Below are 15,053 nucleotides of genomic sequence, written 5' to 3'. Positions count from 1 at the left end.
TACGATTAAATCAAAAGGGGCCTTCGAGGCTCCTTTTTTATCTACAAAAAGAGTGATATTAACCTCTCATTTTGCACTAGAGTGGTTCGGTTCAAATAATCCGAAGGTATATACTCTTTTGTCATTATCACGCCTCAGCGCATTCAATTTCCCAATTTATTCTGAGTATTAATCAATGCAAAAACACAACGTAAAATTTATTGCTGCCGATATGGATGGTACGCTACTTAATGAACAGAGCCAATTAGACCCAAGTTTCTTCGATTTGTATAAACAACTAGAAAACAAAGGCATTATGTTTGCCGCAGCGTCTGGACGTCAATACTACAGCTTATTAGAAACCTTTGAGCCAGTGAAAGATCGCATGATGTTTATTGCAGAGAATGGCACGCTAGTGATGCATCAAGGTAAAGAGCTATACAGTTGCTCGATGGACATACCGTCGATCATTAATATCATTCAAACAGCGCGTTCAATCGAAGGTACGCAGATTGTACTTTGTGGAAAAAACTCAGCCTATATTGAAACCCAAGATCCAAAAGCGTTGGCTGAGTTTTCAAAATATTATCAACGTTGTCAGTATGTAGGCGATCTTCTTGCGGTTGATGACGAGTTTATCAAAGTAGCAATTTGTCATTTTGATGGCACAGAAGAACATGTTTATCCAACCATTAACGCTAAATTTGGAGAGACTCACCAAGTGGTGGTGAGTGCTAAAATTTGGTTAGATATAATGAATGCTGAAGCTTCAAAAGGTGCCGCTATTAAACATCTACAAAACATACTTGGCTTTAGTTTTGAAGAGACAATGAGCTTTGGTGATTACTTAAATGATTTAGAAATGCTGCAAGAGAGCTACTATTCTTATGCGATGGAAAATGCGCATCAACAAGTAAAAGAGACGGCCCGCTTTATGGCACCAAGTAACAAAGACGCTGGCGTGTTTACGGTGATTAAAGAGAAAGTGCTATAAAAATCAGAATTTGAATAGTATGGATTGAATAGAATGCCATAAGTTGATACTCATCAACTTATGGCATTTTTTATTGAATTATCAGGCTTCTTTTATTTCTTGCTCTTGGTTTACCATCTTCTTCTTAAACAATGCTATAAAAGGAATAAGCAGTAAATAAGAGACCAAGATAAAACCAAAGGTAGAAACAAACGCCATCATTGTCGATTGCTGGTGCAACAATGCTTGGATGTGCGCTAAGAACGAAGGATCCGTTATTTGAAGCCCTTGAGAGTGAGCCGCTTGCTGTAATGCCGGATTACTGAGCGTTAGATCCCCACCTAAAGCGTTCCATTCCTGTTGTTCCATACGACTGAAGTAAGTATTCACTATTGAAATACCAAATGACCCCCCAATGGTACGGAACAGGTTAAACACCACCGCGCCACTCACCGCATCTTGTTTTGATAGCGTAGAGTACGCCAATTGACTTAATGGCGAGAACACCAAACCCATACCTGCGCCTTGAATAATACTTGGGAATAGAATCCAAAACATATCGATATTTAATGAGTATTTTATCATTAAATAAGTACCGTAAGCATTGAGCAGTAAGCCAATGACAATCAATACTTTCGCATTCAGTTTATCCATGTAACCGGCGAGCATCACTAACACAATGGCAGAGGTTAACCCTCGTGGTGCCATAGCAAGACCCGTAGTATCAACAGGGTAGTTTAATAATTGCTCTAACATCATTGGTTGCAGCTGGGTAATACCAAACATTCCCATAGCAAAAGCGCCCATAACTAAGCATGATACGGCTAAGTTACGGTCTTTTAATAACCATACGGGAGCAATATCCCCTTTGATTTTAAACGAACGGCGAACAAAATAAGCAATAGAAATAGCACTAATGATTGAAGAGAATAAAATCAAATTAGAGCTAAACCAGCCTTTTTCATTCCCCTGATCGAGCACCATTTGCAATAAACCAATCCCTAGTGCCATACCAATCACAATCGGCCAGTCGATCTTTGTTGGTCCTTTATTTTCAATCTTCACATAAAAGAAAATCAGAGATAAACAGATAAGACCAACAGGGAGATTGACATAAAATATCCAACGCCAATCCATATTCTGAGTAATTATCCCACCCAATGTTGGGCCAAGAATGGGGCCGAGTAATATCCCAACACTAAACAACGCCATCGCTTTACCACGTTGTTCTGGAGGATAAATTTGGATCATAATCGACTGTGATAATGGAATAACAGAGGCACCAAATGCCCCTTGCATGATCCTAAACGTCACCATTTCAGCCAATGAATCAGCCTGACCACATAACGCAGAGGTGATAATAAAACCAGACACCGAAATTAAGAGTAGTTTTCGAACCCCGACTTTTAGCGCGAGAAAGCTGGCTAGAGGAATGAAGATAGCCTCAGCCATGGAGTAGGAAGTTAGTACCCAGGTGACTTGCTCTGAAGTGACTCCTAAGGCGCCCATCATGTGTGGAAGGGCAACATTAGCAATCGTCATATCAAGCAATACCATGATGGCTGAAAGCATAATCGCGAGGGTGACTAAAGTTCGTTTAGAATCACCTTTATTCTTCAAGCTTTCTTCTGCCGGTGTAATGACATTAGTCATGATGGTTTCCTTTTGCCGATTATTTCGCTAGAGGCGCTAATGTATCAACCGTTACCGATGCACTAGCACCAACACGTAAAGGAAATTTCAGTTTGTTTTGGTCATTATCAAGTTTTATGCGAACCGGGAAGCGTTGCGGTACTTTTACCCAGTTGCCCGTTGCATTTTCAGGTGGTAGTAATGAAAACGAAGCGCCACTGGCAGGAGAGATAGCCTCAATCACCCCGACATATTCAACGCTAGGATAAAGATCTAAGGTGATAGTGACTTTCATGCCTTTTGTTACACGGCCAACATGAGTCTCTTTAAAGTTAGCTTGTACCCAATAAGAGTTTGCTTCGACAAGAGGAGTTAAAGCTTGCCCAGGAACCACAACACTACCAGGATGAACTTGAACTTTACCAAGCGTACCATCGTGATCTGCAAATATACTTGTGTAAGACAATGATAAGCTGGCCTGACTTAATGCGGCTGCCGCTTTTTTAACTTCAGGTGATGCATTACCTTTTGCACCTTGAGATTTGATAAGCTGAGACATGCGTGCTCTTGTTGCGGTAACATTGTTTTCTGCGGATGATAATTTTTGACGGGCATCATCTAAGTTTTGTTCAGGCAGTAAATTTTTCGCCGCTAATTCTTTGATTCTTTTATATGAAATCTGAGCGTCGCTAAGGGTTGCCATTGCACTTTTTACATCGGCACTGGCAGCTAATATTGCGTCATCTGTTGCAGCGTTATTTGATGTTGCCATCTCATAGGCTGCTTTTGCTTCATCGAGTTTTGCTTGGTATGGGGCAGGGTCAATTTGTACTAATAAGTCGCCCTTACTTACCGAGGCATAATCAGTCGCGTTGCTAGCGATGATCTTGCCACTGACTTGTGGTGCCATATACACAATATTGGCATGAACATAAGCATCATCAGTACTTGGAAATTGTTCTTGATGCTTAACGTAGAAGTATCCGGCGGTAATTAGTCCAGCTGCGATACAGCCAGCAGCAAGTAAGTTTCGAGCGAAATGAGTGTTTTTATTGTTCATGTTAAATCCTAACTTACTGTGTTTTCTTATTTAGGAATAAATCACGGAATATTAACATCATGAATAAATATAAGGTTAAACATGTTGTTAATTTAAAGTGAATAGTAAATCCATATAAGATTGATTATATTTATTGTTGTTATATATTATTTTTAATAATTAAATTATGTGTAACTTCTAGAATCTGTATATTATTAAATGGATATGAATAAAGTGCTTGGTTTAACTAACCGCAGCCTATATATAAACTATGAATAGTCTTAGATAAAAGAGTATCAATTCATTTAATAATAAAGAGTTAAGTATCACTTTTGATGTGTTAACAGTCAGGTGTAGCAGTGCTTCTGACGTTTTTTTCGTTCTGAAGTGATTATGTGGTACTGGTGATTTTAGGTGAAAACCTTGGATAGGAATGTTCTTTGATAAAACAAGAAATAGGTTTCTGCTGTATTATTTTTCATGTTCATATTATTTATGTTTTTAGGTTAGGTTTCTGATTCTTTATTTAGAATGTTCCTCATTTTGCAAAATGTCTAGCGATAAATATAAATAAGATTTTAAGTTATCACTTGGTAAATAAAAAACTTGTACCCTATAATATAAAGCAAACGTTTATATTGGTATCTTATTTTTTGAAAATGAAGAAAGTTGATCTCGCAGTTAAATTCTTACGTTAGTCTTGTGTTTGTTGTTCAGATGGCCTAGCTAATGTCCGGAAATGGCACAGAATTACTGCCTTTAGCAACTAAATATCTACTACGATCTCACCTGATAGTGATACAATTTCCGCACCAGAATAACCGAGAAACTTTATGTTTATCCATCATGTTAACGACATCGACTGGCTGGTGATTACCGCTTTTGAAGAACTGAAAACGATGTTCATCGAAGAAGCCGGTGCGATCCCCTCTTGCTTCTCTACCACCAGTGAATTGAGCTTGATTGATCAAGCTAAGCGCACTTATGGATATTTGCCTACATTCAGTGGTGTAATCACCGATACAGGCACTTTTCAAAGTCAGGATAACGAAGAAGATTTGCTTCCACAGCTTGCTTGCCTAGTTGAGGGGCGCGGTCGAGTATTTATCTATCACGGCGGCTTTGTGGCTTTTGTGGATGACGAGCAAACCTTTATTACAAGAATGGACTGAAAATTATTCAGTAAGTTGAAATCGGTGAATTGGCACCCTTACTCAGAGGGCTGACATTAGCCTTCAGGCTTTATATCAAAACTCGTAATATAAAGCCTTAGCTCCCCACTAGAAACTCGATTCACTTTCTTTGATGAGCGCCCTCGTGATTTTCCTTTGTATCGTAACTGATGTGCTTATCTACGTTCTTTAGTTGGACTCCAGCCTTATTAAACGCCTTTTGGATAGTGGTTGAAACATGAAGCTGGTCTTCTCCCATCAAAAAATTTGCTCTATCTTGATTCGTTTCGAATACGCAGACGATTTTTAAGCTCTCTGGAAAAGAAGAAAATTTGACCGTATGAGTCACCCAAAGAAAACCATCGTAGCCTTTTAACGTATCTTCACAAACTTCGGTTAATACATCTCTAATTTGATTTTCTATCTTCTTATCTGATTTACGCATAAAGCAAACCTCCTATTCAACATTTTTAAAAAGTTTTCGGTCAACATTGTCTTAAACGATATTGAGCACTGTGGCTGTTTCAAATGTAAAGTATTTATAGTAACACTTTAAAGTCACACAGTGGGGAGGTGTAATTGTAGTGGTCAAGTAAAACGACCCACCAATCAGCGGGTTGTTTACTATCTGGTTCTCTACATCACCTTCAATGCATTATGCAGCGATCGACTCATCTCTCGCCATTCTTCTCACCAACACTGCTCTTACATTGTCATATACCCAGTTAAAGGTAAATGCGTAAATGGTGATAAAAATAGTCACGCCAATATCCATCACAAACGCTTCCCAGATGCCTACGTTTAATAGGTAAGCCATCACAGGCACAGTTGCGAACAATAATCCTAATTCAAACAAAACAACGTGGAAGATACGCAAAGACAGGGTGCGTTGTGTTTTCTCGCCAGTGAAGAATTGATCGAAAATCCAATTATAAATAAAGTTCCAGATCATCGCGATAGTGGCAACGACTATCATGGTTCCTGATAGGGCAGTAACGTCATGATTAGTAAAAATAGCTAACCCAAGAATAGACAGAGATACTGCCAATATTTCAAATAATACAGCGTGGAAAATACGTTCAGTTGTTTTCATAGCGATGGCTCTTAATGATTATTGATACATTTAAAAATAATGAATCAGCGATTATAGAGAGCGAATAAAAGAGATAAAGTTAACAGCCATCACGAATCGTGATAGTTTGGGTGTTTAATCCAATTACTAAGCCAATGCCATGTACAGTTTTGAGCAATTGAAAATTTTTGTCACCGTGTGTGAGTGCGGTTCTTTCTCTGCTGCCGCTCGCCAATTAAAGCGCGCTCAATCCGGTGTGAGTCAGGCTATTGCCAATTTAGAGATCTCAATTAACCAAGAGTTGTTTAATCGTGATAAAAACACACCAGTGCTAACAGAGAAAGGCAGAGCGTTATTGCCGATTGCTCAATCTATTTTGCATCAACAAAAATACTTTGACCAAAAAGTGGAATCGTTAGAAAGAGAGCACGAATATGAGTTAGTCATCGCTATTGATGAGAGCTTAATGAATGACGATGTATTACAAATATTGGCAGCATTGGCGGATAAGTTTCCTGTGACGGATTTTGAGATCATCACAACCTCAACCTTTGATGTTGAAGCGTTAGTAAAAAAAGGCAAAGCTCAAGTAGGGATTGTCTATGCAGATGGCGAGCTAAAAGTGGACATGGATTTCTTTACTCTAGGTCATGTGCGCTTTCTGACGGTAGTGTCTCCAGAGCATGATCTAGCCAGTTTGCCTGTAGTGAATGATGCGGCATTGAAAGGGCATCGACAATTAGTACATCGTAGTTCAAAGCGTAAAGAGTTGTGGTTCAGTTATGGGATAAGCTCAAAATTGTGGTACGCCAATACGCATCAAACTTTGATGGATCTTGCTTGTAAAGGGGTTGGTTGGACGATAGTACCAGAACACAGCGTAATGAGTTTGCTAGATCAAAATAAGCTAGTGGCGCTGCCGATTGCTCATGAATTTGATGGTTGGTTTACCCCAATGGGTTGCTTGGTATCGCGCAGTCATGTTTTTGGCCCTGTATTAGAAGAGTTATTGTCCTCTTTACAAGCGATTAGCCAAAAAAAACCGCCCGCTCATCATTAATGAGCTAGCGGTTGAGGGTTTATTTACACTGTAAAACGGAATTTAAGCGACTTGTTCGGTTTTTATTTGTGTGGTGGCTATATCTTCACAAAACTCGTGGTGTAGTGCTCGAATAGCGTTTTGATAGTCTTGATCGCTTACTACAAATTGCACGTTTACGTTACGCATAGAAGCGTGTAGAGCTACAGGGGTGACGTCATTATTCATCAATGATAAAACCCCTTTTGCTAATGCTTTGTTGGTATCAATCTGAGAACCAATCACCGAAATTAATGCCACCATACGACCTTTAATAGAGGCGTTTGGATAGCGTTTTTCTGCTTTGTATAACAACTTATTCAGGTTTTCAGTGCTACCGCCAAGATAATAAGTAATTGAATTTGCATTCATTTCTTTACCAATTAAACTAACTTGTGCGTCTGAGATAATTTCCATTAACTCATAACCGACATTATCCACTTGGCCGACCATTGCTTGATCAAACAGATGTAAGGCAAACACTTTTTCTTTACCTGCAATGATTTCGATTTTGTTGGTTTCTGGTTGGTAATCTGATGAGATCAATGTGCCTTTGTGCTCTGGCTCAAACGTATTTTTAATCTGAATTTCAATGTCGCTCTCACGAAGCCCTGCCGCTGCATTAGGGTGAATAGCTTCCATTCCTAAGCTTGCTAATTGATCAGCAACATCGTAATTGGTGCGTCCAATTGGGAATACTTTATCTGTGCCTACAACACGCGGATCAGCTGAGCTTAAGTGATATTCTTTATGGATAATCGCCAAATCAGCATGAGTAAGTGAGGCGATGCGGCTAAAGGTCATTTCACTGTAACCACGATCGTATGTGCCCATTAAGCCTTCTTTGCAATAGGCATAGCCAGTAACAATTGGCAGCTCTGTGGTGACATCTATATCTTTAAATACATCAGTGATGGTTTCATCTAATGTTCTCGGAGTTTGGTTGTCCCAACCAGAGAGATCGACGAACTTCGCGTTAATTCCAACGGTTTTTAGCTTTAATGCCGTGTTAAAGGCGCTGTGCGCTTCACCAATAGAAGATAGAAATTCACGAACTTGAGGTAAATAACGACGTAATGAAAACTGACCGTATTGACAGGTTTCAAGAATATTAGAAATACACGTTTTAGCTTCATCAATTCGTGAGCAAATGAATTTATCAGCTCTTAATCGGTTCAAAGGGTCAATAAATAGATGTTCATTGGTTAATAGCATACGATTTTTCACATACTCTAATGCTTCATCCCAGCTATCATCACGTTTAGCGATAAGCTTATAAACACCTGGTTTGCCTGTTTTCTTACATTCAAGTAATGAATCGGTAATGCCGCCATAGGCAGATACAACAAAAACACGGTTATATGGATTTTGAGGGCGAAGAAAGATGTTGTCTAAAACGGCGTCAAACGCAGTCATAGAAGTACCGCCGATTTTTTCTACGGTATAAGTCATGAAGAAGTCCTTTTTGACTTTAAAGAGAGTATCAACTTGGATCTTTATGGATCCAAGTTGATATTTATACCATCCTAAATAAATACTAAGGGGATTTAGTGTTTAATCTAAGATAGGGTAAACGCCGTTTTTATCGTGAACTTCAGCACCAGTGATCGGTGGATTGAAGACACACGCCATGACCATTTCTTTGTCTTTATAAGCACGTAAGAAGTGTTCGTCATGCTTATCAAGAATATACAAAGTGCCTGGTTTTATTGGGTAGGTTTCGCCGCCAATAATTTCGATCTCTCCTTCACCACTCATACAATATACCGACTCTAAGTGGTTCTTGTAGTGAATGTGAGTTTCTGTGTTTTCATAAATAGTCGTAATGTGGAAAGAGAAACCCATGTTGTCATTCTTCAACAACATTCTTACGCTTTCCCATGTTTCTGATGCTACGCGTCGTTCGCTATCACGACATTCGTCTAGTGTTCTAACAATCATTGTTTCGTCCCTGATTAAGATGCTTTTTTGAAGTGTTTTTCGGCAATATTGTCAATTGCGTTTTCAAAGATGGTTAGGCCTTTTTCTAGCTCTGACTCTGTGATCGTCAGTGGGCAGAAGAATTTAACAACTTCATCAGATGGACCAGCAGTTTCAATGATCATGCCGTTCTTAAAACAATCTTTAGCGATATCACTTGAGATAATGCCGTCTTTACACTCAATACCAATCATCATGCCACGACCTTTTTGCTGAACAAACAGCTTAGGGTAGCGTTTTACGGCACGAAGAATGACATCACTGACTTTTTGAGAGATCTGTTTAATATGCTCTTCAAAATTTGAATTTGACCAGTAAATCTCTAGTGCTTTTGCAGCAGTAATGAAAGCGTGATTGTTACCACGGAAAGTACCGTTATGCTCACCTGGTTTCCATTCATCTAATTCTGGTTTTAGTAAGACAACCGCCATTGGTAAGCCGTAGCCACCAATAGATTTAGATAGCGTAACCATATCTGGTTTAATACCTGATGGCTCAAAACTGAAGAAGGTGCCAGTACGACCACAGCCAGCTTGGATATCATCAACAATCATTAGAATATCGTTGGCTTTACAAATCTTGCTTAAACGTTGTAACCAGTGATTTGATGCGACGTTTAATCCACCTTCACCTTGTACAGTTTCTAAAAGCACAGCAGCAGGTTTATCTAAACCACTTGAATTATCAGATAGCATGGTTTCAAACAGGTTAAGGCCATCGATATCGGCATAACCTTCAAAAGGAATGCGAGTGATGTTGTTTAAGCTAAAACCTGCACCTTGGCGATGGTGTTGATTACCTGTCGCTGCTAATGCTCCTGCAGTACACCCGTGGAAACCATTAGTGAAGGCGACAATGTTAGTTCGATTGGTGACTTTACGTGCCAGTTTTAAAGCGGCCTCAACGGCATTGGTTCCGGTTGGACCGGTAAACTGAACCTTATAATCTAGATTTCTAGGTTTAAGAATATAGTTATTCAATGCATTCAAGAAAGTGGCTTTTGCACTTGAGTGCATGTCTAAGCCGTGCGTAATACCATCTGTTTCGATGTATTCAAGTAAAGCTTGCTTTAAGACTGGATTGTTGTGACCGTAGTTGAGTGATCCGGCTCCAGCAAGGAAGTCTAAGTAACGTTCGCCGCTTTCGGTTTCTAGCCAACATCCTTTTGCTTTTTGAAAGATAACTGGAAAACTGTTTGAGTATGAACGTACTTTTGATTCTTGCTTCTTGAAAATATTCATGATGAGTCCGTTTATGATTCCTATTTTATTTTAGAGCGATACGATACAAATATTCAGTATCGTGCTTGCCTTTGAAATGAGCTTCTTTGTCTAGAAACGTAGTCACTTCACCTCGGTCACCATGCTCGGCATCCAGCTTTTTAAATAGCGACCAAGAGGCGTCGTTGGCTTTGGTGATCGTCGTTTCTAAGAATTCTGTGTGCTTGAGGTTTTTTCGCTGTAAAAGCTCATTTAGCATGGAGTAAGCTAAACCTTTACCTCGGTAGCGAGGAGAGACCGCGACTTGCCAGATGAATAATGTTTTTGGGTCATCAGGCTTATGGTAACCAGAGATAAAACCAGCAAGGTTGCCGTCTTTCTCTGCTAAAACGCAGGTCTTACTGAAATGTGTAGATTGAAGGAAATTACAGTATGAAGAGTTGATATCAAGAGGGGGACACTCGGTGATCAATGCATAAACATCGTCACCGTCTGTCCTTGATGGTTCTCTAAATGTCCATTTTTTGCTGGGTTCAATATCCATGCTTGAACACAATATTCTGGGCGCTGCAATAGTCATATGTAAATACATATCCTTTGTACTCTAATTAAATTCCTTTTTATTATGGGCATTTTTAGAGATGCAAAGGCAAGCTAATCACAAAAAAAGCGTGTTTCTTAGCCGTTTAATGCGACATTGATCTCACTTTTATGTTTTTATTTAGTTAGAGTTCTATGTATTTTGTTGTGTGAAATAGATCAATTTCATGTTTTTTTTATAAAAAAATAGCCCATTCTAGTGGGCTATTTATCGTGTTTTATTAGAGATAATTTATACAGCAGCGACCATTTTCTGCAGTAATCGAATCATCTCTTTTTGCTCCTTTAGATCAAGAGAGCTAAGCACTTCTTTATTCACCTTCATAGGGATCGGCAAAAGTGTTTCTTTTAATGCTCGGCCTTCATCTGTGAGGTAAATACGAAATGAACGACGGCTGTTGGGATCTGCTTGTCGCTCAACAAGGCCAAGTTTTTCTAATTTATCTAATGTTCGTGTTGTTGTGGAGTTTTCCACTTTTGATTTTTCAGCAATATCACGTTGAGTTACTCCTTCTTCTTCCCATAAACACATCATGGTTGGCCAAAGAGCAACAGTTAAACCGTGCTGTTTTAATTCTGCTTCGAAATTCTTTGAGGCTTGGTTGGCAATAACGTTAATCATCCATCCAAAGCTGCTTTGACGATCAAATTCTTCCATTGTGTTTAAACTCCTGCGCTTACAACTATTGCAATGGTAACTAATCCGGTGGCAATAAGCACCAATAATGCACGTCTATTTGATACAAACATCAGGTTCGACGAGGCTTGATTTTCTGTCAGTTTCTTCTGTACGCCAGAGATCATTGCCCAAACAAGTGGTTTTGAGCGTAGTTTATAAAAGAGAATAGCAATTAAGTGCAAGATGACTAATGCCGGTAGTAAACGTGCACATATTCCATGCAGGGTAACGAAAACATCAAAGACATCATCATTTAAGACGATATCAGCGTAAGGGATGTGATCGAATAACCCCGCTAACGCTATGCCGGTAATACATTGAATAAGTAAGGTACAAATTAATCCGATAACCATCCAAGACCCTGCTGGATTATGGCCTATTTTTGATGGTTCTTTTCCTAATAAATAACGAATGGTACGTTTTGGGGAAGCAATAAATTTTTTAAAACGACTCGTATCACTGCCGATAAATCCCCATACAATTCGCCACATAATAAGAGTAAATAGCGCTAAACCTAAATAGATATGTGGCCCTTCACCGTTAAAGCCACTTGCGGCTAATCCGATAAAAAGCAGTGCTTGAAGCCAATGATATATGCGTGTTGGTAAATCCCAAATCTTCATTTTCTTGTTCCTAATTGATGGATGTTTTAACTAACGGAGAATAATTTACATCACAATAGTTGCATAAGCAACTGTTGTGATGTAAATTAAATGCAACTTGAAGCGAGACAGACATCTATTAGAGAGAAAATAATGAAAAAATTAGTACTTAGTTTATGTGTTTTACTACCAAATATTGCATTTGCTCAAGCGAGTGTTGACCTCATTAATACAAGACAACAGGCTTTTGTACATATCGAAAATCAATCAGAGCAAGTTGAAGGCATGATTGATGAAGATGCACCTAAGTGGAACGAAATTGAATTGATCAGCCATGAACTTTCTAAACATAGCCAATTACTAACTACAGCATTTCCGGAAGGTAGCCAAGATGGCAGTAAAGCAAAAGAAGCGATATGGAATAAACCTGAAAAGTTTAATCAATTGATGCAAGAGATGGATAGTGGCTTTGTTCAACTTTATCTAGCAAGCCAACAACAAGATAAAGCATTAGCAGAAGCAGGTTTAGAGCAAGCACAAGATACTTGTAATGCGTGTCACCGTTCTTACCGCTCACGTTTTTAAGTAATCCCTGATTAGAACAATACAAAAATCATTAAATTAGAGAGAGTAAAGTCATGAAAAAATTAATTAAATCAACATTATTGATCGCATCACTATTTGGATTTTCAACGCTAACACAAGCAGCTGATTACGGTGTTTCATTAAACTGGAATACAACCAATGTTGAAAAAGTACTGGAGTTAATGAGTGCTCAACGTTCCGCATTCGGAGAATTAATTAAGCAAAAAGAAATTAAAGATATGTTTATTTCTGAAAGTGATATTGACGGAAAACCAATGGGTATTCTTCGCTTTGTGATCCAAGCAGATAGTGAAAAAGAGGTTAAAAGTAAACTAGCATCACTTCCTTTTTATAAAGAAAACATCGTTAAGATTTCTAATATTCAGTTGTTAGGGGGTAAGTGGTTAGATAACACTCCGGTAAATAAAAACTATGCACTGATGTTTGAATGGAATACTGATATTGATGTGATGGAAATGGATCGTGTCATTGGGATTGATTTACAGCGTGTGGTTTCTTTGAATGCATCGGGCCTAGTGACTTCGTCGTATATTAATACTCAAACAGTGAAAGATGGTTCTACTCGTCCAACTTATTCTGTATCTATCATGGCAAAAGATGAAGTACATGCTCGAGAGTTAAGCCAGAAGTTTGAAGCAGTAGCATTAGGGTACGCAAAAGTGGACGTTATGTACTTAGGTCATAAAATTAATATGGCTGGATTATAAGGTAACGATAATAAAAGTAGATATTAAAAATAGAAAAAAAGGGTTGAAGATATGCTCACTTCAACCCTTTAAGCGTTTTAGAGCGGTATTAGTTAGTCAGTGCTAACTTAGCCCCAAAACCAACTAATAAAGAGCTTAAGCCATACTTAAGTAAGTTAGAAAATGCTTTGCTTTCTGCTATTACGGTTCTGAACTTAGCTGCAAAAACAGCAATGCAAATAAACCACATTAGCGCAATGATAGCGGTTGTTATTCCCAGCATTCCTATCATCGAAGGCGATGAGGTTTCAGGCGTTAAAAACTGTGGGATAAAAGCCACGAATGTCAGACAAACCTTAGGATTTAGCGCATTAGTAAGTATACCTTGGCGGTATACTTTTAAGTCTGAAACACGATTAGCTTCTTCGACTTCACCGATCCCACCTTTAGCGGTAAACATTTTAAAGCCGATATAGCATAAGTAAGCTGCACCAATGTATTTAATGACAGTAAAAGCCGTCGCTGACGATAGCAATAAAGCACTTAAACCAATAACAGCTAAAAAGGTATGAAATAGAACCCCAGTAGCGACACCGAAAGCGGCATATATACCAGTTTTAGCTCCGCCTCCTAAGGCTCTTGAAAGGACAAAAAAGAAATCAGCGCCAGGCATTGCGCAAAATGCGAACATGCCAGCAATAAATAGAAGATAGGTTTCAATGCTCATAATGATCCATGTATCTAGGTATTAAAGATGTATGTTTTCTAAAAAGCTCAACTGAGCTTGAGAATTGCCGCTAATTTACTTCTTATTGAGCAATATATAAACCGTTATTCTGACACTTCGAGTAAATAATCTTCAACTTGCTCAGATAACCAATCAATAATTACGCCACGAGGCATACTTGTTTTTGTCATTTCTGCAAAAGATTGCCAGTTCATTGCTCGATTATGCTTTAACACTTTCAAAGTACCATCACGTAAATGCTCATTAATTAATAAAGCAGGAACTGATGACCACCCTGTTTTATCTAATACTGCATTTCGTAGATGCTCATAAAAAGTCAGAGCAATGTACTTACTTGATTTAGGTTCAGTCACCATTAATTCATCTTCATCAATGTAGTTCATTATGATTTCAGTATTACTTTCTAAATCGGTTCTACTGACTTTTCTAAGTTGGCTTAATGGATGATCTTTATGTGCAACAGACATTAAACGGATCTGGCCTAGTTCGTTTTGTTGAACATGCATCAACTCATTATTAATTGGCAGTAAACCATAAGCGACATCAACAATATTTTGCTCAACCATTTCTTCCAATTCAGGAGAGGGAGCAACATAGATTGAAATACTGGTGCTTGGAAATTTACGACTCATTCGGCCTAAGATCTGACGCCAAATCGTTTCAGGTAAAGCATCGTCACGCACAATTCGAATGGTTGATGCAACCCCATGATTATATTGAAAGCATTTATTCTCGATGTCATTACTGATGAGTGAAATTCGTTGAAAATCGTGAACTAAAGACTCTCCAATTTCCGTCGGAGTAATTCGATTACCTGTGCGATTTAGCAGAGTAACGCCTAATTCGTCCTCGAGAGTATTGAGCGCTGCACTGACAGTGGTACGACTTTTCTGAAGCTTACGTGACGCTTCTGCGATTGACCCAAGCTCAACAGCATATAAGAACATCTCAATTTGACTGGTTTTCATTATGTATACCCGATAAAGA

Annotated in this window: 17 protein-coding genes; 5 read left to right on the top strand and 12 right to left on the bottom strand. The window is 38.7% G+C overall.

The features are described 5' to 3' along the window. Nucleotides 1-175: 175 nt before the first annotated feature. On the top strand, nt 176-973 hold the full coding sequence (locus AC2INI_RS15275) for a Cof-type HAD-IIB family hydrolase (protein ID WP_486306312.1): 798 nt from the start codon (nt 176-178) through the stop codon (nt 971-973). Nucleotides 974-1,054: 81 nt separating this feature from the next. On the opposite strand, the gene AC2INI_RS15270 is transcribed toward AC2INI_RS15275, so the two are convergent. Next, complete coding sequence (locus AC2INI_RS15270) at nt 1,055-2,605, bottom strand: DHA2 family efflux MFS transporter permease subunit (protein ID WP_486306311.1); 1,551 nt, start codon at nt 2,603-2,605, stop codon at nt 1,055-1,057. Nucleotides 2,606-2,624: 19 nt separating this feature from the next. Further along, on the bottom strand, nt 2,625-3,644 hold the full coding sequence (locus tag AC2INI_RS15265) for an HlyD family secretion protein (protein WP_486306310.1): 1,020 nt from the start codon (nt 3,642-3,644) through the stop codon (nt 2,625-2,627). An 812-nt stretch (nt 3,645-4,456) separates the two neighbouring features. On the opposite strand from AC2INI_RS15265, the gene AC2INI_RS15260 reads away from it, so the two are divergent. Then, nucleotides 4,457-4,795, top strand: a complete 339-nt coding sequence (locus tag AC2INI_RS15260) for a cytosolic protein (protein WP_486306309.1) — start codon at nt 4,457-4,459, stop codon at nt 4,793-4,795. Between the two features lie 121 nt (nt 4,796-4,916). Here AC2INI_RS15260 and AC2INI_RS15255 read toward each other — a convergent pair whose 3' ends face one another. Both AC2INI_RS15255 and AC2INI_RS15250 read right to left on the bottom strand, forming a co-directional pair. Continuing rightward, nucleotides 4,917-5,240, bottom strand: a complete 324-nt coding sequence (locus tag AC2INI_RS15255; protein WP_486306308.1) for a Fis family transcriptional regulator — start codon at nt 5,238-5,240, stop codon at nt 4,917-4,919. 210 nt (nt 5,241-5,450) lie between these two features. Then, nucleotides 5,451-5,888 carry a PACE efflux transporter gene (locus AC2INI_RS15250; protein WP_486306307.1) on the bottom strand — a complete coding sequence of 146 codons (438 nt, stop codon included), beginning with the start codon at nt 5,886-5,888 and terminating at the stop codon, nt 5,451-5,453. Between the two features lie 139 nt (nt 5,889-6,027). On the opposite strand from AC2INI_RS15250, the gene AC2INI_RS15245 reads away from it, so the two are divergent. After that, the gene (locus tag AC2INI_RS15245) at nt 6,028-6,927 is read left to right on the top strand and encodes a LysR family transcriptional regulator (RefSeq protein WP_486306306.1); all 900 of its coding nucleotides are present in this window, start codon (nt 6,028-6,030) and stop codon (nt 6,925-6,927) included. A 42-nt stretch (nt 6,928-6,969) separates the two neighbouring features. On the opposite strand, the gene AC2INI_RS15240 is transcribed toward AC2INI_RS15245, so the two are convergent. The 6 genes from AC2INI_RS15240 to AC2INI_RS15215 all read right to left on the bottom strand — a co-directional run bounded on the left by AC2INI_RS15240 (nt 6,970) and on the right by AC2INI_RS15215 (nt 12,047). Then, complete coding sequence (locus AC2INI_RS15240) at nt 6,970-8,397, bottom strand: aspartate kinase (RefSeq protein ID WP_486306305.1); 1,428 nt, start codon at nt 8,395-8,397, stop codon at nt 6,970-6,972. Nucleotides 8,398-8,499: 102 nt separating this feature from the next. After that, the gene (locus AC2INI_RS15235) at nt 8,500-8,886 is read right to left on the bottom strand and encodes an ectoine synthase (RefSeq protein ID WP_486306304.1); all 387 of its coding nucleotides are present in this window, start codon (nt 8,884-8,886) and stop codon (nt 8,500-8,502) included. A gap of 14 nt (nt 8,887-8,900) precedes the next feature. Then, nucleotides 8,901-10,166 carry a diaminobutyrate--2-oxoglutarate transaminase gene (ectB, locus tag AC2INI_RS15230; RefSeq protein WP_486306303.1) on the bottom strand — a complete coding sequence of 422 codons (1,266 nt, stop codon included), beginning with the start codon at nt 10,164-10,166 and terminating at the stop codon, nt 8,901-8,903. Between the two features lie 25 nt (nt 10,167-10,191). Then, a complete protein-coding gene (gene ectA / locus AC2INI_RS15225; RefSeq protein ID WP_045104461.1) occupies nt 10,192-10,725 on the bottom strand; it encodes a diaminobutyrate acetyltransferase in 534 nt (177 codons plus the stop codon). Between the two features lie 252 nt (nt 10,726-10,977). After that, nucleotides 10,978-11,403, bottom strand: a complete 426-nt coding sequence (locus AC2INI_RS15220) for a MarR family winged helix-turn-helix transcriptional regulator (protein WP_486306302.1) — start codon at nt 11,401-11,403, stop codon at nt 10,978-10,980. Nucleotides 11,404-11,408: 5 nt separating this feature from the next. Beyond that, the gene (locus AC2INI_RS15215; RefSeq protein WP_486306301.1) at nt 11,409-12,047 is read right to left on the bottom strand and encodes a cytochrome b/b6 domain-containing protein; all 639 of its coding nucleotides are present in this window, start codon (nt 12,045-12,047) and stop codon (nt 11,409-11,411) included. 132 nt (nt 12,048-12,179) lie between these two features. On the opposite strand from AC2INI_RS15215, the gene AC2INI_RS15210 reads away from it, so the two are divergent. Further along, nucleotides 12,180-12,611 carry a c-type cytochrome gene (locus AC2INI_RS15210; protein WP_486306300.1) on the top strand — a complete coding sequence of 144 codons (432 nt, stop codon included), beginning with the start codon at nt 12,180-12,182 and terminating at the stop codon, nt 12,609-12,611. Nucleotides 12,612-12,664: 53 nt separating this feature from the next. Continuing rightward, entirely contained in the window at nt 12,665-13,339 is a 675-nt protein-coding gene (locus tag AC2INI_RS15205; protein ID WP_486306299.1) for a hypothetical protein, read from the top strand. An 88-nt stretch (nt 13,340-13,427) separates the two neighbouring features. Here the strand turns inward: AC2INI_RS15205 and AC2INI_RS15200 are convergent, their stop codons facing one another. Beyond that, nucleotides 13,428-14,045: a LysE family translocator gene (locus tag AC2INI_RS15200; protein WP_122032285.1), complete on the bottom strand. Its 618-nt coding sequence runs from the start codon at nt 14,043-14,045 to the stop codon at nt 13,428-13,430. A 104-nt stretch (nt 14,046-14,149) separates the two neighbouring features. After that, nucleotides 14,150-15,034, bottom strand: coding sequence for a LysR family transcriptional regulator (locus tag AC2INI_RS15195; RefSeq protein ID WP_122032284.1), 885 nt, complete (start codon nt 15,032-15,034; stop codon nt 14,150-14,152). Nucleotides 15,035-15,053 lie beyond the last annotated feature (19 nt).

The organism is Aliivibrio friggae (assembly GCF_057368515.1).
This window is presented reverse-complemented; position numbering and strand designations above follow the sequence as displayed.

Bases quoted from the DNA above. Each gene is read 5' to 3' on its own strand.
- AC2INI_RS15275 (WP_486306312.1), top strand. From the start codon at position 176: ATGCAAAAACACAACGTAAAATTTATTGCTGCCGATATGGATGGTACG.
- AC2INI_RS15270 (WP_486306311.1), bottom strand. From the start codon at position 2,605: ATGACTAATGTCATTACACCGGCAGAAGAAAGCTTGAAGAATAAAGGT.
- AC2INI_RS15265 (WP_486306310.1), bottom strand. From the start codon at position 3,644: ATGAACAATAAAAACACTCATTTCGCTCGAAACTTACTTGCTGCTGGC.
- AC2INI_RS15260 (WP_486306309.1), top strand. From the start codon at position 4,457: ATGTTTATCCATCATGTTAACGACATCGACTGGCTGGTGATTACCGCT.
- AC2INI_RS15255 (WP_486306308.1), bottom strand. From the start codon at position 5,240: ATGCGTAAATCAGATAAGAAGATAGAAAATCAAATTAGAGATGTATTA.
- AC2INI_RS15250 (WP_486306307.1), bottom strand. From the start codon at position 5,888: ATGAAAACAACTGAACGTATTTTCCACGCTGTATTATTTGAAATATTG.
- AC2INI_RS15245 (WP_486306306.1), top strand. From the start codon at position 6,028: ATGTACAGTTTTGAGCAATTGAAAATTTTTGTCACCGTGTGTGAGTGC.
- AC2INI_RS15240 (WP_486306305.1), bottom strand. From the start codon at position 8,397: ATGACTTATACCGTAGAAAAAATCGGCGGTACTTCTATGACTGCGTTT.
- AC2INI_RS15235 (WP_486306304.1), bottom strand. From the start codon at position 8,886: ATGATTGTTAGAACACTAGACGAATGTCGTGATAGCGAACGACGCGTA.
- ectB (WP_486306303.1), bottom strand. From the start codon at position 10,166: ATGAATATTTTCAAGAAGCAAGAATCAAAAGTACGTTCATACTCAAAC.
- ectA (WP_045104461.1), bottom strand. From the start codon at position 10,725: ATGACTATTGCAGCGCCCAGAATATTGTGTTCAAGCATGGATATTGAA.
- AC2INI_RS15220 (WP_486306302.1), bottom strand. From the start codon at position 11,403: ATGGAAGAATTTGATCGTCAAAGCAGCTTTGGATGGATGATTAACGTT.
- AC2INI_RS15215 (WP_486306301.1), bottom strand. From the start codon at position 12,047: ATGAAGATTTGGGATTTACCAACACGCATATATCATTGGCTTCAAGCA.
- AC2INI_RS15210 (WP_486306300.1), top strand. From the start codon at position 12,180: ATGAAAAAATTAGTACTTAGTTTATGTGTTTTACTACCAAATATTGCA.
- AC2INI_RS15205 (WP_486306299.1), top strand. From the start codon at position 12,665: ATGAAAAAATTAATTAAATCAACATTATTGATCGCATCACTATTTGGA.
- AC2INI_RS15200 (WP_122032285.1), bottom strand. From the start codon at position 14,045: ATGAGCATTGAAACCTATCTTCTATTTATTGCTGGCATGTTCGCATTT.
- AC2INI_RS15195 (WP_122032284.1), bottom strand. From the start codon at position 15,034: ATGAAAACCAGTCAAATTGAGATGTTCTTATATGCTGTTGAGCTTGGG.